Origin of the sequence: Streptomyces sp. NPDC127092 (genome assembly GCF_042722475.1) — a bacterium.
In the GTDB taxonomy this organism is placed as follows: Bacteria; Actinomycetota; Actinomycetes; order Streptomycetales; family Streptomycetaceae; genus Streptomyces.
Window position 1 is genome coordinate 62910 of the sequence record NZ_JBHXFE010000021.1, and the last position, 20360, is coordinate 83269.

General features: G+C 74.1%; 20 protein-coding genes. 4 read left to right on the top strand and 16 right to left on the bottom strand.

The window, feature by feature from the left end; translation table 11 throughout:
* Window positions 1-14: 14 nt before the first annotated feature.
* The 11 genes from ACFWJO_RS19040 to ACFWJO_RS19090 all read right to left on the bottom strand — a co-directional run bounded on the left by ACFWJO_RS19040 (window position 15) and on the right by ACFWJO_RS19090 (window position 12448).
* Window positions 15-773, bottom strand: coding sequence for a PIG-L deacetylase family protein (locus tag ACFWJO_RS19040; RefSeq protein WP_386866537.1), 759 nt, complete (start codon window positions 771-773; stop codon window positions 15-17).
* A 57-nt stretch (window positions 774-830) separates the two neighbouring features.
* A complete protein-coding gene (locus tag ACFWJO_RS19045) occupies window positions 831-1724 on the bottom strand; it encodes an SIS domain-containing protein (RefSeq protein WP_386866539.1) in 894 nt (297 codons plus the stop codon).
* A gap of 307 nt (window positions 1725-2031) precedes the next feature.
* Window positions 2032-3345 carry an alpha/beta fold hydrolase gene (locus ACFWJO_RS19050; protein WP_386866541.1) on the bottom strand — a complete coding sequence of 438 codons (1314 nt, stop codon included), beginning with the start codon at window positions 3343-3345 and terminating at the stop codon, window positions 2032-2034.
* A gap of 207 nt (window positions 3346-3552) precedes the next feature.
* Window positions 3553-3939: a VOC family protein gene (locus ACFWJO_RS19055; RefSeq protein ID WP_385689508.1), complete on the bottom strand. Its 387-nt coding sequence runs from the start codon at window positions 3937-3939 to the stop codon at window positions 3553-3555.
* A gap of 170 nt (window positions 3940-4109) precedes the next feature.
* Window positions 4110-4958, bottom strand: coding sequence for an ammonia-dependent NAD(+) synthetase (gene nadE / locus ACFWJO_RS19060; RefSeq protein ID WP_386866543.1), 849 nt, complete (start codon window positions 4956-4958; stop codon window positions 4110-4112).
* A 353-nt stretch (window positions 4959-5311) separates the two neighbouring features.
* Entirely contained in the window at window positions 5312-6430 is a 1119-nt protein-coding gene (locus ACFWJO_RS19065; protein WP_386866545.1) for a sulfite oxidase, read from the bottom strand.
* A gap of 734 nt (window positions 6431-7164) precedes the next feature.
* Entirely contained in the window at window positions 7165-8769 is a 1605-nt protein-coding gene (locus tag ACFWJO_RS19070) for a molybdopterin-dependent oxidoreductase (protein ID WP_386866547.1), read from the bottom strand.
* 272 nt (window positions 8770-9041) lie between these two features.
* Window positions 9042-9956, bottom strand: a complete 915-nt coding sequence (locus ACFWJO_RS19075) for an amino acid ABC transporter permease (RefSeq protein ID WP_386866549.1) — start codon at window positions 9954-9956, stop codon at window positions 9042-9044.
* Window positions 9953-10618: an amino acid ABC transporter permease gene (locus ACFWJO_RS19080; RefSeq protein WP_384409394.1), complete on the bottom strand. Its 666-nt coding sequence runs from the start codon at window positions 10616-10618 to the stop codon at window positions 9953-9955. The genes ACFWJO_RS19075 and ACFWJO_RS19080 overlap by 4 nt, the downstream gene beginning before the upstream one ends.
* Window positions 10619-10628: 10 nt before the next feature.
* Window positions 10629-11480: a glutamate ABC transporter substrate-binding protein gene (locus ACFWJO_RS19085; protein ID WP_384409396.1), complete on the bottom strand. Its 852-nt coding sequence runs from the start codon at window positions 11478-11480 to the stop codon at window positions 10629-10631.
* Between the two features lie 212 nt (window positions 11481-11692).
* On the bottom strand, window positions 11693-12448 hold the full coding sequence (locus ACFWJO_RS19090; protein WP_384409398.1) for an amino acid ABC transporter ATP-binding protein: 756 nt from the start codon (window positions 12446-12448) through the stop codon (window positions 11693-11695).
* Window positions 12449-12696: 248 nt separating this feature from the next.
* Here ACFWJO_RS19090 and ACFWJO_RS19095 point away from each other — a divergent pair, with 248 nt between their 5' ends.
* Window positions 12697-13155, top strand: coding sequence for a Crp/Fnr family transcriptional regulator (locus ACFWJO_RS19095; protein WP_386866552.1), 459 nt, complete (start codon window positions 12697-12699; stop codon window positions 13153-13155).
* Window positions 13156-13348: 193 nt separating this feature from the next.
* Here the strand turns inward: ACFWJO_RS19095 and ACFWJO_RS19100 are convergent, their stop codons facing one another.
* The gene (locus ACFWJO_RS19100; protein WP_386866554.1) at window positions 13349-13819 is read right to left on the bottom strand and encodes a GNAT family N-acetyltransferase; all 471 of its coding nucleotides are present in this window, start codon (window positions 13817-13819) and stop codon (window positions 13349-13351) included.
* A gap of 170 nt (window positions 13820-13989) precedes the next feature.
* Between ACFWJO_RS19100 and ACFWJO_RS19105 the strand changes: the two genes are divergently transcribed.
* The 3 genes from ACFWJO_RS19105 (at window position 13990) to ACFWJO_RS19115 (ending at window position 16513) form a co-directional block, all read left to right on the top strand.
* Complete coding sequence (locus ACFWJO_RS19105) at window positions 13990-15345, top strand: diacylglycerol/lipid kinase family protein (protein ID WP_386866556.1); 1356 nt, start codon at window positions 13990-13992, stop codon at window positions 15343-15345.
* Window positions 15338-16003 carry a phosphatase PAP2 family protein gene (locus ACFWJO_RS19110; protein WP_386866557.1) on the top strand — a complete coding sequence of 222 codons (666 nt, stop codon included), beginning with the start codon at window positions 15338-15340 and terminating at the stop codon, window positions 16001-16003. Before ACFWJO_RS19105 ends, ACFWJO_RS19110 begins: the two co-directional genes overlap by 8 nt.
* A gap of 78 nt (window positions 16004-16081) precedes the next feature.
* Entirely contained in the window at window positions 16082-16513 is a 432-nt protein-coding gene (locus ACFWJO_RS19115; RefSeq protein ID WP_386866559.1) for a PPOX class F420-dependent oxidoreductase, read from the top strand.
* A 19-nt stretch (window positions 16514-16532) separates the two neighbouring features.
* Here ACFWJO_RS19115 and ACFWJO_RS19120 read toward each other — a convergent pair whose 3' ends face one another.
* From ACFWJO_RS19120 to ACFWJO_RS19135, 4 genes are all read right to left on the bottom strand, one after another.
* A complete protein-coding gene (locus ACFWJO_RS19120; RefSeq protein ID WP_386866561.1) occupies window positions 16533-17249 on the bottom strand; it encodes a GntR family transcriptional regulator in 717 nt (238 codons plus the stop codon).
* Window positions 17250-17289: 40 nt separating this feature from the next.
* A complete protein-coding gene (locus tag ACFWJO_RS19125) occupies window positions 17290-18231 on the bottom strand; it encodes an ornithine cyclodeaminase family protein (protein WP_386866659.1) in 942 nt (313 codons plus the stop codon).
* 65 nt (window positions 18232-18296) lie between these two features.
* Window positions 18297-19349, bottom strand: coding sequence for a proline racemase family protein (locus ACFWJO_RS19130; RefSeq protein WP_386866563.1), 1053 nt, complete (start codon window positions 19347-19349; stop codon window positions 18297-18299).
* Entirely contained in the window at window positions 19346-20350 is a 1005-nt protein-coding gene (locus ACFWJO_RS19135; RefSeq protein ID WP_386866565.1) for a proline racemase family protein, read from the bottom strand. Before ACFWJO_RS19135 ends, ACFWJO_RS19130 begins: the two co-directional genes overlap by 4 nt.
* Between the last annotated feature and the right edge of the window lie 10 nt (window positions 20351-20360).

Here is a 20360-nt window from a genome sequence, read left to right on the forward strand (position 1 = left end):
CCGGAGGAAACGGCCTAGCGGGGGTACACCTCGAAGGCCACCGCCGGGCGGCCGCCGAAGCGGTCGGCGGCGCGGGCGGTGGACTCGGCGACGAACGACCGGCAGTACTCCTCCACGTCCTGCTCGGTCAGCGCCTCGATGTACGTGCGGTGGGCGCGCAGCGAGAGCACGGCGCGCTCCAGGCCCGGGCCCGCGTCGACGGCGTGGGTCGGCAGGTTGGAGCCGGCCACGGCCACCCAGCGCACGCCGTTCCACGGCTCCAGGCCCTGCTCGGTCAGCTCGGGGAAGATCCAGCGGTTGCCGGCGTCCGCCGCCGCGTCCAGGGTGGCGCGGCCGACGGCGCGGTGGTCGGGCGTGTTCCAGAAGCCGCCGGGCTCCGGGCCCCAGGTGTCGCGGTGGTTGAGGGTGATGACGAGTTCGGGCCGGTGGCGGCGGATCGCGGCGGCGATGTCGCGGCGCAGCCCGAGCCCGTACTCGATCACACCGTCCTCGTGGTCGAGGAACTCCACGGTCCGCACGCCCACGACCGCGGCGCTGTCCCGCTGTTCCTGCTCGCGCAGCGGCCCGCAGGTGGCCGGGTCGAGCGAGTCGATGCCGGCCTCGCCGCGGGTGACGAGGAGGTAGGCGACCTCCTTGCCCTCGTCGGTCCAGCGGGCGACGGCGGCCGCGCAGCCGTACTCCAGGTCGTCGGGGTGGGCGACGACGGCGAGGGCGCGCTGCCAGTCGGAGGGCATCTCGGCCAGCTGCGAAGCCTGTTCGGTTTTCTCGATCATGAGCGCAGGATACGAGCCGGGGCGCGGCGGCGTCCGGTGGTGTCCGGTGGTGCCCGGTCAGCGGGCCCCGGCGAGGATGACCGAGCGGGTGAGGTTGCGCGGCCGGTCGGGGTTGAGGCCGCGACGGCGGGCGAGGGCGACGGCAAGCCGCTGCGCGCGCACCAGGGCGGCGACCGGGTCGACGGCGTCGGCGACGAACTGGGCGCCGGTGGCGTTGACTTCGTCGGCGAGGCCGGGCGGCACGGGGCCGAGGCACCAGACCAGGCTGTCCGGGTCGCTGATGCTGATCGGTCCGTGCCGGTACTCCATCGCCGGGTACGACTCCGACCAGGCGCGGGCCGCCTCGCGGAGCTTGAGCGCGGCCTCGTCGGCGAGACCGACGGTCCAGCCGGTGCCGAGGAACGTGAACTGGCCGTGCCGCTCCCAGGCGGCGGGCAGCGGCTCGTACAGGGCGAGTTCGGCGTCGATGACCGACGCCTCCAGGTCGACGCCGAGGCCGGCGCGCAGGAGTTGCAGCGCCGTGGTGGCGAACCGGGTCTGGACGACGGAGCGTTCGTCGGCGAAGCCGAGGTCGAGGACGGTGTCGGCGTGGTGGCCGGCCGGGCTGTCGGGGACGCCGGTGAGGGCGAGGGTAGGGATCCGCCCTGCGGCTCGGGCGAGCAGCCCGGCGACCTCGGTGGTGGTGCCGGAGCGGGTGAGGGCGACGATCCGGTCGTAGCCGCGGCCGAGCGGGGTCGGGTCGGAGGCCGGGAAGGCGTCGGTCTCGCCCTCGCCGAGCGACTCGCGCAGGGCGGCGTAGGAGCGGGCGATGAAGTACGAGGTGCCGCAGCCGACGACGGCGATCCGCTCGCCGGTACGGGGCAGCAGCCGGGCCCGCTCGGCGGCGGTCTCGGCGGCGCGCCGCCAGCAGTCCGGCTGGCTCGCGATCTCGGTCTCGACGTGGGTGGTCATGTCCGTCCTCTCCAGACACGCCGAGACACCGTCTCGGGGCTCGGACTCTGGGCTCGGGGCAGCTCGGGCTCGGGGCTCGGGCTCGGGGCTCGGGCTCGGAGCCCGGAGCTCGGAGCCCGGAGCTCGGACCGATGTCTATCCCCTGTGGGACGGCCGCACCATGAGCAATCGGTGGGCACCGCTTGGACTTTTGTCCGGGCCACCGCCGCCGGTCCGGTGGCAGGCGCGGGACGCCGGCCGCGGCTGCGGCTGCGGCTGCCGTCTCCGCGCCCGGGGAGTGCTCCCGGGCGCGGAGTGACCGGTTCCGTCAGAGCTCGTCGCGGACGAGCGCGAGGAGCCGGTCGAGGACGCGCGGTCCGCCGGCCCGCACGCCGTCGTGCTCGAACTCGTCGGTGACCCAGGTGCGCAGGCCCCGGATCGCCCGCGCCGTCTCGAGGGAGTGGGCGGTGTCCACGTACATGTCGTCGTGGTAGACGGCCGCGGCGACCGGCACGTCGTTGGCGGCGAGCCGCGCCGGGTCGTAGAGCGGCGCCCAGTCGGCGCGGGCGGCGAGGAGTTCGGCGGTCTCGCGCAGCGGGCGCAGCGCCGGGTCGGTGGTGAAGTGCCAGGGGTGGATGCTCTCGCCGGTGAGGAGGACGGGTCCGTCGCCGGCGAGCGCCTTCGCCGCGTCGAACTCGGGGAACTCCGTCCGCACGCGCTGCGCGGCCCAGTCGGTCGGCCCGTGGCCGAGGCTCGGGCCCTGGGCGTAGATGACCTCGTGGAGCACGGCGTACAGCGGGTGTCCCGCATACGAGAGCTGGGCCTGCACGCCCTCGAGGAAGGCGTCGGACAGCGCGGGACCGGCCGCGGTCGGCACGAAGGCCTCCTCCAGGAGCAGATGGAGCTGGTGGCTGCCGCTGCCGCCGCCGAGGAGGATGCCGAGGGACTGGAAGGCCTCGGGCGTGAGCGTGCCGCCGCCCGGCAGGGAGACCTGGTGCTCGTGGAGGTGGGCGGCGATGCGGCGGACGCGCTCGACGTCGTCGGGGTAGCGGGCGTAGTGGGCCTCGTTCTTGCGCCGGATCCGCGGGTACGCGGCCCGGTAGACCTCGTCGGCGGTGGCGTGCAGCGACGGCAGTCCGCCGGTGACGAGGACGGTCGCCAGTCCCTCGGCCGCGGTGGACAGGTAGTGGGTGGCGCAGAAGCCGCCGAAGCTCTGGCCGAGGACGGTCCAGGGGGCGCCGCCGGTGAGTTCGCGGCGCAGCAGCTCGCAGTCCCTGACGATGGAGTCGGCGCGGAAGTGGGCGAGGTAGGCGGCCTGCTCCGCCGGGGTGCCGCGCAGCGGCAGGGTCTGCCGGTTGGCCGGGGTGGAGTGTCCGGTGCCGCGCTGGTCGAGCAGGAGGACGCGGAACTCCTTCACGGCCCGGCCCAGCCAGGCCTGCGGTCCGATGAACCGGCGCGCGCCGAAGCCGGGTCCGCCCTCCAGGTACAGCAGCCAGGGCAGGTCGGTCCGGTGCGCCTTGTCGCTCGCGACGACCTCGCGTCCGTAGAGCTCGATCGTCTCGCCGTCGGGGCGCTCGTGGTCGAGGGGGACGGTGAAGCGGCGGTCCGTGAGGACGAGCCCGGGCTGACGGTACGTGGACAAGGCTTCGTGCTCCTGTTCGTGACACCGGGACCCGTGTCCGGGACCCGCCGTGTGGGACACCGGTGCGGCGGACAACCGTGTCGGACACCGGTGACGGAGCCCGTGTCGGACGCCCGTAGGGGACCCGCCATGCCGGCCGCCCGGGGCCGACGCCCCCGCCAGGCCAGTGGATCACATGACGGGGGTGCGCCGCCGCACGGGGCCGGGTCAGTCCTGGAGCACCGCGATGACGTTCTTCGCCGGGTCGGTGAACCAGGCGATGGCCGGGCCGTGGGTGTCCCGGCAGATGCCCTTGTCGTCGAACTCGAAGCCCGGGTAGCGCTGGAACTCGACGCCCTTGTCCTTCAGGGCGTCGACGGCGGCCTCGATGTCGTCGACCTGGAAGTTGAGGACAGTGAAGCTCGCCGGGCTGTGCTGGTCGCCCTTCGGGTAGACCAGGACCTTCGCGCCGCCGGCGAGGGTGAGGAACAGCATGCGCATGTCGCCGGAGCCCTCCTCGCCCGCCTGAAGACCGAGCGTGTCGCCGTAGAAGGCGCGGGCCGCGTCGAGGTCGTCGACCGAGAAGCTGCTGAATGCCGGGGTGCTGCCGAACAACACGGGTGGTTCTCCCTTCGGTGGTACGTCTGCTGACGTCACCTCAGGGCACACCACCGCCCGCTCGGCCGGCCGCCCCCGCCACGCGGAAACGGCCGGATGGTCCCCCGCCCGTCACCCCGGGGGTGACGGGCGGCCGCGGAGCGCCCGGTGGGCGTCCGGGCGGGGGTTCAGGGCGCGATCGGCAGGCGGCGCTTGTGGTCGGTGAGCTCGTAACGGCGGACGATCGACGCGAAGGCGGCGTCGCCGACCGGCTTGCCCTCCAGGAAGTCGTCGATCTCGTCGTACGTGACGCCGAGGGCGTCCTCGTCGGGCTTGCCCGGGTCCAGGGTCTCCAGGTCGGCCGTCGGCGTCTTCCAGACCAGCTCGGCGGGGGCGCCGAGCTCGTCCGCGACGGCGCGCACGCGGCGCTTGGTCAGGCCGGTGAGCGGCACGACGTCGGCGGCGCCGTCGCCGTGCTTGGTGAAGAAGCCGGAGACCGCCTCGGCCGCGTGGTCGGTGCCGACGACGAGACCGTCGTACGCGCCGGCAACGGCGTACTGGGCGATCATCCGCTGGCGGGCCTTGATGTTGCCGTGCACGAAGTCCTGGTGGTGCGCGTCGCGGAAGACGACACCGGCGGCCACGGTCGCGTCGAGGGCGGCGTCGCTGGCCGGCTTGATGTCCACGGTGAGGACGTGGTCGGCCCGGATGAAGTCGAGGGCGAGCTGGGCGTCGTGCTCGTCCGCCTGGACGCCGTACGGCAGGCGCATGGCGTAGAAGGTCGCGTCGTGGCCGGCCGCGCGGGCCCGCTCGACGGCGAGCTGGCAGAGCCGGCCGGTGGTGGTGGAGTCGACGCCGCCGCTGATGCCGAGGACCAGGCAGCGCAGCCCGGTGGAGGTGAGGCGCTCGGTGAGGAAGGCCACCCGGCGCTCGATCTCCGCCGTCGGGTCGAAGGTCTCGGAGACCTCCAGCTCCCGGGCGATCTGCTGCTGCAGGGCGGTGGTCTCCGGGTCGGTCACGGAATGCTCCTCGGTCATGCGGTGGTGTGCGGCGGACGTCCGCGGACGACTCTAACCCGGGCCCGGAGGGGACCGGGGTGGGCGGGTACGGCACTCCTGGCACGGGCGGAGCCAGGCCCACCGCTGTCGGAGCCAGGGCAGTGCTGTTGGGAGCAGGGCAGGGTGGTCGGAGCCTGGCATCGGTGTGAGGCTCCGCGGGCGGGCGAGCGCGGCTATGGAAGCGGACGCGGAAGCGGACGCGGAAGCGGACGCGGACGTGGTTACGGAAGCGGACGCGGACGCGCGGGTACGGAAGCGGACGGGGTTACGGAGCGGAAGCGGCTACGGGCGGAAGCGGTTACGGAGCGGACCCGGTTACGGAACCGGCGCGGCTACGGCAGGCAGTGCACCTCGACCCGCTGGACCAGGTTGTTCGCGAAGCCGCCCCGGTTCCAGGGGGCCGTGAGCGGCTGGGTGTGGCCTGCGGCGTCGGTGGCGCGGACGGCGAGCAGGTGCGTGCCGGGGGTCGCCGTCCAGGTGGTCCGCCAGGCCGCCCAGGCCCAGGGCCGCTCGGGATCGGCGACGACCTCGGTGTCGGTCCAGCTCTCCTCGCCGTCGTCGCTGAGCTCGACGCGCACGACGGGCGCGTGTCCCGACCAGGCGCGGCCCGTGAGCGGCACCGGCCCGGGAGGGACGACCCGGGCGCGGGTCATGAAGTCGGGGAAGCCGGGCGGGATCATCAGGGCGCGGGGCGCGATGACGGTGACCGGCTCGCCGGGCTCGTCGGCGCGCTGCCGCAAGCGGTAGGCGACGGTCTGCTGGAAGCCGGTGAACGGGGCGTCGGTGACGGTGATCGCGCGCAGCCACTTCACGGAGGCCATCCCGTACCAGCCGGGTACGACCAGGCGCAGGGGGCTGCCGTGCTGGGGCGGCAGTGGTGCGCCGTTCATCGCGTACGCCACGAGCACCGCGCGGGCCGGGTCGGCGGCGACCGTGAGGGGCAGGGCGCGGCGGTAGTCCTGCTCGGTGCCGCGTTCGACGCCGTGGTCGGCGCCGGTGAACACGACGTCGACGGCTCCCTCGCGGATGCCCGCCTCGGCGAGCAGCGTGGCCAGCGGGACGCCGGTCCAGTCGGCCGTGCCGACGGCCTCGACCAGCCAGGGCTGGCTCACGGGGCGGGGTGCGAGCCGGGCCCGGCCGTTGCCGGCGCATTCCAGGGTGACGCGGTGGGTGACGGCGGGGCGCTCGCGCAGCGCCGCGAGGCCGAGCGAGAGCGGCCGGTCGACCAGGCCGTCGACGGTGAGCCGCCAGTCCTCGGCGTCGGCGGCCGGGATGTCGTAGTGGACCAGGACGTAGTGGAGGCCGGGCGGGCTGGTGTCGTACCGCAGGGCTTCGAGGGGCAGCCCGTGGTTACGGGCGGCGAGGGCGAGCTCGGCGGTGCTGATCCCCTCGTCGGGCCCGGCGACGCGGCTCGGCGCGCTGAGTTCGCCGAACTCGGGTGTGCCGTCCATGTCTTCATGGTGCGCCGTTCGGGGGCGGGGGGCATCCGGGACGAGCTCGGCCTGGCGGGCCGGGGCCTCCCACCTCGGCGTGACCGACGCCGGAGGGCCGGTCGGAGGCCGGATCGGTGCCCGGAGGCTACGGCCGGTCCGCCCGGTCGCCCGGCCGGAGGGTCGGCCGAACCTCTGGCCGGTCGGCTGGTCGGCCGGTCGGCAGCCGGACGGACCGGCGGACGGCCGGACGGGCGACCGAGCGGACCGGCGGTCAGCCGGACCGGCGGCCGGCGCGCCACCCGGCCCGCCAGCCGGTCGGCCGGTCAGCCCATCGGCCCGTCGGCCCGTCGGCCGGACGCTCAGCCGACCCGTCAGCCAGCCTGACGGGTGGTCGGACGGACAGCTAGCCAGCCAGCCGGTCGGCCGGTCGGCCCGTCGGCCGGTCGGCCGGTCGGGAGCCGGACGGCCAGCCGGTCCGCCCGTCAGCCGGTCGACAGCCGGACGGCCGGTCAGCCGACCAGTCGGCCAGTCGGACGGGTGACGGACGGACACCCAGCCAGCCGGTCGGCTCGTCAGCCGGTCGGCAGCCAGACGGCCGGTCAGCCGACCAGTCGGCTAGCCGGACGGGTGGACGGACGGACAGCCAGCTCGCCAGCCGGTCAGCCCGTCGGCCGGTCGGCCGGACGGCCGGACGGCCGGACGGCCGGACGGCCGGACGGCCGGACGGACCGCCAGCCGGCCCGCCCGGCCCCTCACGCCGCGTCGACGGTGACGACGACGGAGTGGAGGCCGGTCGCGCCGTCCGGCATCGTGCCGGTGCGCCGCTCGGTCTGCACGGCGCCGGTGCCGTCGGTGGCGCGTACGGTCAGGGTGTACCGGCCGGGGGCGGCCGGCCAGCGGTAGAGCCACTGGCGCCAGGTGTCGCGGCTGTCCTCGGCACCGAGCTCGGCGTCCTGCCAGGGCCCCTCGTCGACCCGTACCTGGACCCGCGAGATGCCCCGGTGCTGGGCCCAGGCGACTCCGGCGACGGCGACCGTCCCCGCGGTCACGCGGCCGAAGGCGCGGGGCGTGTCGATCCGCGACTGGGTCTTGACCGGGGCCTGGGCGGCCCAGCCGCGCGGTACCCAGTAGGCGTCGTACGCGTCGAAGGTGGTGAGCTCCACCGACGAGATCCACTTGCAGGCCGACACGTAGCCGTAGAGGCCGGGGACGAGCATGCGCACCGGGAAGCCGTGGTCGAACGGGAGCGGCTCGCCGTTCATGCCGAAGGCGAGCAGGGCGTCGCGGCCGTCCATGACGTCCTCCACCGGCGTGCCGATGGTCATGCCGTCGACGGAGCGGGCGACGAGCTGGTCGGCGGGCCCGCCGGCCGAGGGCGGTCGCACGCCGCACTCGCGCAGCAGGTCGGCGAGGCGGACGCCGAGCCAGCGGGCGTTGCCGACGAGCGGGCCGCCGACCTCGTTGGAGACGCAGGCGAGGGTGATGTCGCGCTCGATCACCTCGCGGCGCAGCAGCTCGGACAGCGTGAGGACGCGCTCGCCGGCCACGCCTCTGCCATGGATCCGCAGCCGCCAGGTGTCGGCGTCGACGCGCGGGACGACGAGGGCGGTGTCGACCCGGTAGAAGTCGCGGTTCGGGGTCACGAAGGGGCTGATGCCGTCGACCGGGAGCTGGGCTCCGGGTGGCACGGCGGGCGCGGGCGAGGCTGGCCGGGGCAGCCGCAGGGCGTTGCGGGAGGCCGTGGCGTGCTCGGAACGCGTGGAGCCCACGGTGCGGCCGAGGACCAGGGCGCCGGTGGCGCCCGCCGCCACACCCGTCGCGGCGACGAGGAAGCCGCGCCGGCCCGCGCCCCCGGCGGCGGCCGGGCGTGCCCGGGTGAGCCGCCGCACCAGGAGGTACAGCAGGGCGGCGGCCGTGGCCGCGCCCACGAGCGAGGGCAGCGCGTCGCTCGCGGATTCGGAGTCGGGCCGGGTGACGGCGGCGAGCGCGCCGACAGCACCGACCACGGCGACGCCGGCGAGCGCGGCGGCCGTGCTGCGCAGCGCGAGTCGGCCGAGGGCGGCCGCGAGGGCGGCGAGCAGCACCAGGATGCCGAACTCCAGGACGGCCTTGTCGCTCTCACCGAACGTCCGGATCGCCCATTCCTTGACGGCGGTCGGCGAGAGGTCGACGACGGCGTCCCCGACGGCCGGCACCGGCCCGGCCTCGGGCCGCACCAGCACGGCGACGAGCGCGGCGGCCGCGAGTCCGCCGTATCCGGCGAGGATCCCGGCGAGCGCGGCGAGCAGCCGGTCGGTGCGGCCGGGCGGCGGGGAGGACGAGGACGGCGGACGGGCTGCGGGCGGCGTGTCGCTCATGCCCTGCATTCTCGGCAGAGCGGGGGCTCTGGCTGAGGAGGCCGCACGGGCCGTCCGGCGGGCCGGCTCGCCGACGACGGCAGGGGCGCCCGCCGGCCTCCAGCCGGGCGCACCCCGTCTCCGCCTCTCTCACGGGCACCTCCGCCCTCCGACCGAGGACGCCCGACAGCCCCGGCCGACAACGAACGCCCCCCTCCCGACCGGTCGCCGACCTCCGCTCAAAAGCGGCCGACTCCGGCCCCCTCCGGCTGGCGTCGCCATGTCCGGCTGCCTCACTGCCGTTCGCCCGGTTCCGGTGGGTGTTCGCCCGGGCGGGCGAGTTCCTCGACCGCCTCTACGCCCACCACCGCGCCGGTGGTCCTCTTGCCGCGGCGCAGGCGGCCCTCCAGCCAGGAGGCGAAGGAGGTGAGGAGGAAGTTCAGGACGACGAAGACGATGGCCACGATCGTGAAGGAGGCGATGGTGTTCGCCCCGTAGTTGGCGCTCATCGGGCGGACGGAGGCCAGGAGCTCGGAGAAGCCGAGCATCGCGCCGCCGAGCGCGGTGTCCTTCACGATGACGACGAGCTGGCTGACGAGGGCCGGCAGCATGGCCGTGACCGACTGCGGCAGCAGCACGTTCGTCATGGTCTGGCCCTTGCGCATGCCGATCGCCTTGGCCGCGTCGGTCTGCCCGGACGGCAGGGCGAGGATGCCCGCGCGGACCACCTCCGCGAGCACGGACGCGTTGTAGAGGACGAGGCCGGTGACGACCGCGTACAGGGGGCGCGTCTCGGGGCTGACGTCGGTGAACTCCGAGTAGGCGGCGTTGGCGAAGAGCATCAGGATCAGGACCGGGATGGCGCGGAAGAACTCCACGACCGTGCCGGCCGCCGCCCGCACCCACGCGTGGTCGGAGAGCCGGGCAATGCCGAACAGCGCGCCCAGCGGCAGGGCGATGACCATGGCGAGGGCGGCGGCGATCACGGTGTTCTTCAGACCCGGCAGGATGTACGTGTTCCAGACCCGGGGGTCGGTGAAGAACGGCTCCCACTTCTCGCCCTCGAGCTGGTTCTTGGCTTCGAGGCTGTCCACCACCCACCAGACGACCGCCGCCACGGCGACGAGGAACAGCACGGTGTAGAGCACGTTGCGGTGGCGGGCGCGCGGGCCGGGGACGTCGTAGAGGACGGTGGGCTTCTCCTTCATCGTTTCACCGCCACCTTCTTGGCGACCCAGCCGAGGAACAGCCCGGTGGGCAGGGTCAGGCAGATGAAGCCGAAGGCGAAGATCGCGGAGATGAGGATCAGCTGGGCCTCGTTCTCGATCATCTCGCGCATCAGCAGGGCCGCTTCGGCGACGCCGATGGCCGCGGCGACGGTGGTGTTCTTGGTCAGGGCGATCAGGACGTTGGTGAGCGGGCCCACGACCGAGCGGAACGCCTGGGGCAGCACGATCAGGCGCAGGGTCTGGGTGAAGTTGAGTCCGATCGCGCGGGCGGCCTCGACCTGGCCGAGGGGCACGGTGTTGATGCCGGAGCGCAGCGCCTCGCACACGAACGCGGAGGTGTAGGCGATGAGGCCGAGGACGGCGAGCCGGAAGTTGATGGACGTGAAGTCCTTGGCGCCGAGGCTGACACCGAGGGTCTGGAAGAGGCCGAGCGAGGTGAAGACGATGATGACGGTGAGCGGGATGTTGCGGACGACGTTGACGTAGACGGTGCCGAAGCCCCGCATGAGGGGGACGGGGCTGACCCGCATGGCGGCCAGCAGCGTCCCCCAGACCAGGGAGCCGATCGCGGAGTAGAACGTCAGCTGGACCGTGGTCCAGAACGCTCCCAGGATGTCGTAGCCCTCGAGGAAGTCGAACACGGCGGCCTGCTCACTGAACGACGACGCCGATCTTCGGGGCGGGTTCGTTCTTGTAACCGGCGGGTCCGAGGTTCTTGTCCACGGCGGCCTGCCACGAGCCGTCGGCGACCATCTTCTCCAGCGCCTTGTTGATCTGCGCCTTGAGTTCGCTGCCCTTCTGGACGCCGATGCCGTAGTTCTCGTTGCTCATCTTGAAGCCGCCGAGCTTGAACTTGCCCTTGAACTCGGGCTGCGCCGCGTAACCCGCGAGGATCGTGTCGTCGGTGGTCAGGGCGTCGATGACCTTGTTCTCCAGGCCGGTGAGGCACTCGGAGTAGCCGCCGTACTCCTGGAGCTGGGCCTGCGGGGCGAGCTTCGTCTTGACGTTCTGCGCGGAGGTGGAGCCGGTCACCGAGCAGAGCTTCTTGTTGTTGAGGTCGGCCGGCTTGGTGATGGAGTTATCGTCGGCGCGGATCAGCACGTCCTGGTGGGCGAGCAGGTAGGGACCGGCGAAGTCGACCTTCTCGGCCCGCTTGTCGGTGATCGAGTAGGTGGCGGCGATGAAGTCGACGTCGCCGCGCTGCAGCAGCGTCTCGCGGTCGGCGCTCTTCGCCTCCTTCCACACGATGTCGCCCGGGTCGTGGCCGAGTTCCTTGGCGACGTACGTCGCCACGTCCACGTCGAGACCGGTGTACTTGCCGTCCGGCGTCTTGAGCCCGAGACCGGGCTGGTCGAACTTGATGCCGACGGTGATCTTGTCGCCGTCTCCGCCGCCCGACCCGCCGTCACCGTCGTCGCTGCACGCGGCGCCGGTGAAGGAGAGGACGATCGCGGCGGCCGCGGCGATCGTGAGCCTGCGGTTCCTGAGCGGGTTCATGGTCATCACTCCACGCTGATCACGGTGATACGGGGCGGTCGGGGGTACGGGGCGGGTCGGGGGTACGGGGCGGGTCGGGGGTACGGGTGGGGTCGGGGGTACGGGTGGGGTCGGGGGTACGGGTCGGGTCGACGGTCCAGGTCTGTCGGTGGTCCGGATCGGTCGGTGGTCCAGGTCGGGTCGGTGGTCCGGCGGTGGTGGTGCGGTCCGCCGTCCGGTCAGTGCTTGAGGATCTTGGACAGGAAGTCCTTGGCGCGCTCACTGCGCGGATTGCCGAAGAACTCGTCCGGCGGGGCCGACTCGACGATCCTGCCGTCGGCCATGAAGACCACGCGGTTGGCCGCCGAGCGGGCGAAGCCCATCTCGTGGGTGACGACCACCATGGTCATGCCGTCCCTGGCCAGCTGCTGCATGACCTCCAGGACCTCGTTGATCATCTCCGGGTCGAGCGCCGACGTCGGCTCGTCGAACAGCATCACCTTCGGTTCCATCGCGAGCGCGCGGGCGATCGCCACGCGCTGCTGCTGCCCTCCGGACAGCTGCGCCGGGTACTTGTCCGCCTGGTTGGCCACCCCGACCCGCTGCAGTAGCGTGCGGGCGCGCTCCTCGGCCTTCCTGCGGTCCGTCTTGCGGACCTTGATCTGCCCGAGGGTGACGTTGGCCAGCACCGTCTTGTGCGCGAAGAGGTTGAAGGACTGGAAGACCATGCCGACGTCGGCGCGGAGCGCGGCCAGTGCCTTCCCTTCGGCCGGCAGCGGTTTCCCGTCGATGGTGATCGTGCCGGAGTCGATGGTCTCCAGGCGGTTGATGGCACGGCAGAGCGTGGACTTGCCGGACCCGGACGGCCCGATGACGACCACGACCTCCCCGCGGTGGATGGTGAGGTCGATGGACTGGAGCACGTGGAGCGTGCCGAAGTGCTTGTCGACGTCTTCGAGGACGACGAGTGCGTCGCCCCCTTGCGGGACGGCCATGGCACCCTCCTGGGTCCGCCCCCGTGTCGGCGCTTCCTCCCCACGTTCATGCTCCGCCCTGCGCCTGGTGAGCGCACGCCGGAACGCCCTCACCGTAAGCGCAGGGTGACGGCCCCGCCACCGGCGGTCCGGCGGTCGTGGGGACGCGTGCGGCGTCCGTGTGACGGGCCGGTGCGGTGTCGGCGTACGGCGGGTGTGCGGCGGACACTGGAGTCGGGACGCACCCCCGCAGCTCCGAGGAGGCCGTCATGAGCACCGCCGCACCCAAGGTCAGTACGCTGCCGCCCGAGCACCGGGAGCGGCTCATGGCCTTCGCCGAGGACGTGTACTTCGAGGTCGGTCACCGGCTGTTCGAGGAGCAGGACCGCGCGGACCGGTTCTGGATCGTGAAGACGGGCGCGGTCACCCTGGACGCCAAGGTGCCGGGGCGCGGGTCGCCGGTCATCGAGACGCTGCGGCACGGCGAGCTGGTGGGCCTGTCGTGGCTGTTCCCCCCGTATCTGTGCCAGTCGGGCGCGGAGGCGATGACGCCGGTCAGGGCGTACGAGTTCGACGGGGCGGCGGTGCGCTCGATGTGCCGCACGGACCCGATGTTCGGCTCCTCGGTGATGTTCTGGGTCGGCCAGATCCTCGCCCACCGCCTCCAGGTCACCCGGGTCCGCCTGCTCGACCTGTACGCCCCGCACGGCAGCGGGATCCTGGCCTGAACGCGCACCGGGCCGGTGGCCGCCGGTCCGGCCGCTGCCCGGTCAGGTCGTTTCCGGGCCGGCCACTTCCGGTCCGGCCGCTTCCGGTCCGGCCGCTTCCGGTCCGGACCGCCGCCAGTCAGGTCGCTTCCCGTCCGGCCGCTTCCGGCCAAGCCGCCGCCGGTCCGGCGGACCGGTGCCCCGGAAACGCTCCCTACAGCCGGTCCAGCGGCCTGACGTACCAGTCGAGGAGGGTGCCGTCCGCATGGCTGATCTGCCCCCGGTGCGCGAAGCCTGCCCGCCGGGCGACGGCGGACGCGGTCGTGTCCCCTGCGGCGGTGACGATCACGGCGCGGCGGGCGCCCTCGGCGCGGGCGTGGTCGCAGGCGAGGAGGACGGCCCGGGTCGCGAAGCCGCGGCCGCGGGCCTCCGGTGCGAGGACGTAGCTCAGGTCGACGTCGTGGTCCGCGAGGCCCCCGAGGTCCCCCGGACCCGCGGCGGCCGGGCGCACCTGGACGGCGCCGAGCAGCCGCCCGGCCCGGACGGCGAAGGTGCGCGCGGGCCCGTGGACGCGCCAGGGCGCGCCGGGAGGTGACGGAGCGGCAAAGGGGAGGCGGGCCGCGTCGGCGGGGTCGAGCGGTGACAGGGTGACGAACCCGTCGGAGAGCTTCGCATCATCACGCACCCGAACGATCTTGTCGTCAATCCGGCCGTGCCACAATCGGTATCCGGACGATCCGGACGCACCCGCGCGGGCACCCGCCGAGGCACCACCCGAACGGCCCCGCGCGGACGGTACGACGTACGGCGAAGCCCCACGCTGGGGCGGGGACCACGGACCCGGGAGGGCTGACGGTGACCACGGAGGACCGCGATCGGATACGGAGGCGGACGCGGCCGCGCCTGTTCGCGCGGTGCGCGCTGCTCGCCGCCGCCCTCGCGGTGGTCTCGCTCTTCGTGCCGTTCGGCAGCGGCGGACTGCTGATCGTCGCGAGCGGTCTGGCGGGGCTGGCGCTGTGCGCCGCGGGCGTGTGGTGGTTCCTCGCCCACCGCGGACCGGTGCGCCTCCTGGGCGCGCTGCTCGCCGCCGCCACACCGGTCGCCGTGCTGCTCCTCTACGTCGACCGCGGTCTGTGGCGCTCCGCCCTGACCTCGCTGCTGCTGTGGGGCGGGGCTCTGTTCTGCGCGCGGTCCGCGCTGCGCCATCCCCGGCGCGGTCGGCGCGTCCGGCCGGCGCCGCGGCCCCGGCGGCCCGTGCTCGTGATGAACCCGCAGTCGGGCGGCGGCAAGGTCGGCCGGTTCGAGCTGGTCGAGAAGGCGGAGCGGCTCGGCGCGAAGGTCGTGCTGCTCGACCCGCCGGCGCCCGGCGAGGAGCCCGTCGACGTGACCGCGCTCGCCCGCGCGGCGGTCGCGGAGGGCGCCGACCTGCTGGGCGTCGCGGGCGGTGACGGGACCCAGGCGCTGGTGGCGGCGGTGGCGGCCGAGCACGACCTGCCCTTCCTGGTGATCAGCGCGGGCACCCGTAACCACCTGGCCATGGACCTGGGCCTCGACCGCTCCGATCCGTCCCGTTGTCTGGACGCCCTCGTCGACGGCGAGGAACTGCGGATCGACCTCGGTGACGTCGGCGGGCGGCCGTTCGTCAACACGGTCTCGTTCGGCGTGTACGCCGATGTCGTGCAGCGCCCCGAGTACCGCGACGCGAAGGCGGGGACGGCCCTGAGCATGATGCCGGACCTGCTGGCCGCGGACACCGGGCGGCGCCTCGACGCCCGCGCCGACAGGACCGCGCTGCGCGACCAGCAGGCGCTGCTCGTCAGCAACAACCCGTACAACTCGCCCGATCCGATCAGCGGCGGGCGCAGACCCCGTCTGGACGGCGGCCTGCTCGGGGTGATCGCCGTCCGGGTGGAGGGCGTGGCGCAGGCGGCGGATCTCGCCGTCCGCGGCGCGCAGTCCACCGGCCTGAACGTGCTGACGGCGCACCGGGTGGAGGTCACCGCCGACGCCGACACGCTGCCGGTCGCGGTCGACGGCGAGGCGCTGACCCTGCCGACGCCGGTCGTCTGTGTCATCCGCCCGCGCGCGCTGCGCGTCGTCGTCCCCCGGGACCGGCCCGGTACGGTGCCGGCCGCCCCGCCGACCAACTGGTACCGGATCCTGGTGCTCGCCTTCGGCCCCCGTATCCGTCGAGGAGGCTCCCATGGCTGAACCGCCCGCCACCGGTGGGTCCGTCCCGCTGCCCGACGGCACGGGCCGGCCCCGATCGCCGCTCCGCGAGGTGCTCGCCGACCTCAGCGCGGTGGACGGCGCGCTCTACGCGGCGGTCGCCGCGACGCCGACCCCGGCGCTCGACCGGGCGCTGCGCCGGTTGTCGCACGCCGCCGACCACTCCAAGATCTCGCTCGCCGTGGCCGCGGCCCTCGCGCTGCCCGGCGGGCGTCCGCGGAGGGCGGCGGCGGCCGGGGTCGGCGCGATCGCGGTCGCCTCGGCCGTCGGCAACCTGCTCGGCAAGAGGCTGGTCCGCCGGCCACGGCCTGACCGCGAGGCGGCCCGGGTCACGGTGGACCGGCATGTGCGGATGCCGACTTCGGCCTCGTTCCCGTCCGGGCACACCGCCTCGGCGGTGGCCTTCGCCACGGCCGTGGGCGTGGTGCTGCCTCCCGCGGCGGCCCCGCTCGGCATGCTGGCCTGCGCCGTCGGCTACTCCCGCGTCCACACGGGCGTCCACTATCCCGGTGACGTCGCGGCCGGCGCGGTCCTCGGTCTGGCGAGCGCGGCGACGGCCCTGACGGTGACGGAGGCGCTGCTGTCCCGGCCGCCTTCGCGGCCCCGCCTCGCTCTCGCCCTCGTCCGGCCCCGTTCTTGACGGACCGGTCCGGGCCCGGCGGGAAGAAAGGGCTCGCGGCGGGAACAAACCAGCGGCACGCGGGACTTGGAGGAGGACATGACGACGACATCCTTCGACGCCCGTGACCTCCTCACCAAGAGCCGGCTCGGCGTGCTCGCCACCCTCAAGGCGGACGGCCGTCCGCAGCTGTCTCCCGTGATGCCGTACTACGACCCGGAGACGGAGACGCTGTACGTGTCGATGACCGAGGGCCGCGCCAAGACGGCCAACCTGCGCCGTGACCCGCGCGCGGCCTTGGAGGTGACCAGCGAGGACGGCCGGTCCTGGGCGACGGCCGAGGGCACGGTGACGCTGATCGGCCCCGGGACCGATCCGCACGGGCCCGAGGTCGAGGCGCTCGTGGAGTACTACCGGCTGGCCGCGGGCGAGCACCCGGACTGGGAGGAGTACCGGACGGTGATGGTGGCCGACCGGCGGGTGCTCATGCGGATGCCCGTGGAGCACGTGTACGGGCAGTCCCTGCGCTGACCCGCCGGACCGCGGCGGGTCAGTTCTTGCGGACCGGGCCGAGGCGGCCGGCGGGGCGCTCGACCGGCTCGTCGCGGGCCTCGGCCCACAGCGAGCGGACATGGCCGAGGTGGCGCAGCATGCAGGCCTCGGCGGCCTGCCGGTCGCCGGAGATCATCAGGTCCAGCAGCTCCAGGTGTTCCTCCGCCGAGGAGACCAGCTTGCCGGCCTCGTCGAGGCCGGTGAGCCCGTAGAGCCGGGAGCGCTTGCGGAGGTCGCCCACGGTCTCCACGAGCCGGTCGTTCCCGGCCAGTCCGAGCAGCGTGAGGTGGAAGAGGCGGTCGGCCTCCAGGTAGCCGATGAGGTTGTGCTCGCGCGCCTTGACGACGATGTCCTCGGCGAGCGGGCGCAGTTCCTCCAGCTGTTCCCGGCCGGCGAGTTCGGTGACCCGGCCGACCGTGGGCACCTCGATCAGCATGCGCAGCTCGGTGCACTGGTCCAGCTCGCGCTCGCTGACCTCGGTGATCCGGAAGCCCTTGTTGCGGACGGGCTCGACCAGGCCCTCGCGGGCGAGGTCGAGCATCGCCTCCCGCACCGGGGTGGCCGACACGCCGAGCTCGGCGGCCAGGCCGGGCGCCGAGTAGACGCTGCCCGGCCGGAGTTCGCCCGCTATCAGGGCGGCGCGCAGCGCGTGGCCCACCTGGTCGCGGAGCCTCTCCTGGGCCTTGATGAGACTGTGCTGCTTCAGGTCACCCACGCTGATCCTCCGAGAACTCGCAGGAGGACAGCGTACAATGTCACGTTTCGCTGCCGGACGCCGCGCGGTACAGGGCGACGGCGACGGCAAGATCCTCCCAGGCCATGCCCACGCTCTTGAAGAGCCGCGGCGCCTCCGGATCGGGCGGGGCCGTCCGGCCGGTGACCAGTTCGGCCAGGTTTCCCGCGATGTGCCCGGGTCCTACGGCTCCCTCCGCCTCCGGGATCAGCAGGTCGCCGGCCTCGCGTGCCGCGGCGGCGCGCGACTCGACGTAGACGGCCGCCCGCCGTACCAGGGCCGAGTCGGTCTCCCGGGCGTCCGGTTCGTGCGAGCCGACGGCGACCACCGTGGCCCCGGGCGCGACGAGCCGCCCGTCGAACAGGGGCGTACGGGCCGTGGTGCAGCAGAGCACCAGGTCCGCGTCGGCCACGTCCCCGGCCGCGCCCGTACGGGCCTTCGGCACGCCCAGGTCACGGGCGTGCGCGACCAGGCGGCCGGCGCGCTCCTGGTTCCGCGCGACGACCACCGCCCGCGTCACCTCCCGCACGGCGAGCACCGCCTCCAGGTGCCCGTACGCCTGGGGGCCCGAGCCGAACAGCACGAGCCGGCACGGGCGGTCGGGGGCGGTGAGGTGACGGACCGCCAGGGCGGAGACCGCCGGGGTGCGCAGGGAGGTGAGCGCGGCTCCGTCGATCACGGCCATCGGCCGCAGCGTCGGGCCGTCCAGGAGCAGATAGGTGCCGGTGATGCGCGGCAGCCCGTGGGCCGGGTTGCCCGGCGCCACTCCGGCGATCTTCACCCCCGCCCAGGAGGCCGACGCGGCGGGCATCAGCAGCAGTTCGCCGGCCGGCACGGGCACGGCGGTGCGCGGCGGGCACTCTTCCGGGTCGAGTCCTTCCCGGAGGACGTCGGCCAGCGCGTCGACGGCCCCGGCCGGGGAGAGCAGCCGGGCGACGGCCGGGGCGTCGAGCGGAGCGTCCAGCGGGGTGCCGGGCGGCGTGACGCGCGGCGTGCCGGGCCGGGCGGCACGCCGGATCGCCTCCGGGCTCACAGGGCGAACCCGGTGCCGAGGGCGTCGTCCGGGTCGAGCAGGAAGCGGTGCTCCCCCGTGCGGTGGGCCGTTCCGGTCACCTCGGTGACGAGGCCGTCCTCCGTCGTGGCCGCGGGGACCGTCCGCCCGGTGAACACCGTGCCGGTGACGGACTCGTGGGTGAGCACGTCGCCCGCGCCCAGGCGGCCCTCGTCGGCGAGGAGGGCCAGCCGGGCGGACGTGCCCGAGCCGCAGGGCGAGCGGTCGATCTGGCCGTCGGCGAAGACGGTGACGTTGCGCTGGTGCGGGCCGCGCGGGGTATCGGGCAGTTCCTCGTGGAGGATCACGCCGTACACCCCGGAGAGCAGCGGGTCCCCGGGATGCCGGGTGGCGGGGTGGCCGGCGAGGGCGTCGCGGATCTCCCGGCCGGCCCGGGTGAGCGCGGGCAGCGCGGCGCGGTCGACGGTGAGGCCGAGGGCCTGGGCGGGCAGCGAGGCGTAACAGGCGCCGGCGTGCGCGAGGTCCACCTCGACCGTCCCGAGGCTGGTGGTCACCGGCACCTTGCGGGCCGACACGCGGGCCGGGACGTTGCGGAAGGTGACACCGGTGGTGCGGCCCGCCGCGCGGTGCACGGTGGCGGTGACCCGCCCGGAGGGGACGTCGATGCGGACCTGGACGTCGTCCCGGTCGGCGGAGGCGGTGACCAGGCCGGTGTCGACGGCCCAGACGCCGAGGGCCATGGTGCCGTGACCGCAGGCCGTCGAGTAGCCGTCCTTGTGCCAGAACAGCACGCCCAGGTGGGCGCCGTCGTCGTCCGGCGGCACGACGAATCCGCCGTACATGCCGGCGTGGCCGCGGGGTTCCCGCACGAGCAGTCGCCGCAGCTCGTCCGGTGCGCCGGGGCGCGGGGCGGTGCCGGATCCTCCCGGGCCGAGGAGGGTGGCCCGGCGTTCGGCGACGGTGTCGCCGGGGAGCGGGGGCAGGCCCTCCGAGACGATCCGGAAGGGCTCGCCCGCCGTGTGGTAGTCGATGGTGCGGATCTCGGTGGGGCGGAGACCGGTCGGGCTCACAGGAGGAACCCTCCGGGGAACGGGTCCGTCGGGTCGAGGAAGTACTGTGCGGTGCCGGTGATCCAGGCCCGGCCGGTCACCGTCGGTACGACGGCGGGCCGGCCGCCGACCGTGGTCGCGGCGACGAGGCGTCCGGTGAACTCCGTACCGATGAAGGACTCGTTGACGAAGTCCGTGTCGAGCGGCAGCAGTCCGCGGGCGTGCAGCTGGGCCATGCGGGCGCTGGTGCCCGTGCCGCACGGGGAGCGGTCGAACCAGCCGGGGTGGATGGCCATGGCGTGCCGCGAGCGGCGGGCGTCGGAGCCCGGGGCGGCGAGGTAGACGTGCTTCACTCCGCCCTGGGCGGGGTCCTCCGGGTGGACCGGCCGGTCGGGGCCCGCGTTGATGGCATCCATGACGGCCAGGCCGGCGGCGAGCAGGTCCTCCTTGCGGTCCCGGTCGAAGGGCAGGCCGAGGGAGTCCAGCTCCACGAAGGCGTAGAAGTTGCCGCCGTAGGCCAGGTCGTAGGTGACCGTGCCGTGGCCGGGCACCTCGGTCTTCAGGTCGAGGCCGACGGAGAAGGCGGGCACGTTGGTGAGGGTGACGGCGGTGGCCGCGCCGTCCTCCACGCGTACGTCGACGCTGACGAGGCCGGCCGGCGTGTCGAGCCGGACGGTGGTGACGGGTTCGGTCACCGGGACCATGCCGGTCTCGACGAGGACGGTGGCGACGCCGATGGTGCCGTGGCCGCACATCGGCAGCAGGCCCGAGACCTCGATGAACAGGACGCCGTAGTCGGCGTCGGGGCGGGTGGGCGGCTGGAGGATCGCGCCGCTCATGGCGGCGTGTCCGCGCGGCTCGTACATGAGGAGGGTGCGCAGGTGGTCCAGGTGCTCGATGAAGTGCAGCCGCTTCTCGGCCATGGTGGCGCCGGGGATCACCCCGACGCCGCCGGTGATCACCCGGGTGGGCATGCCCTCGGTGTGCGAGTCGACGGCGTGGTAGACGTGACGGGTGCGCATGGGTACGTCC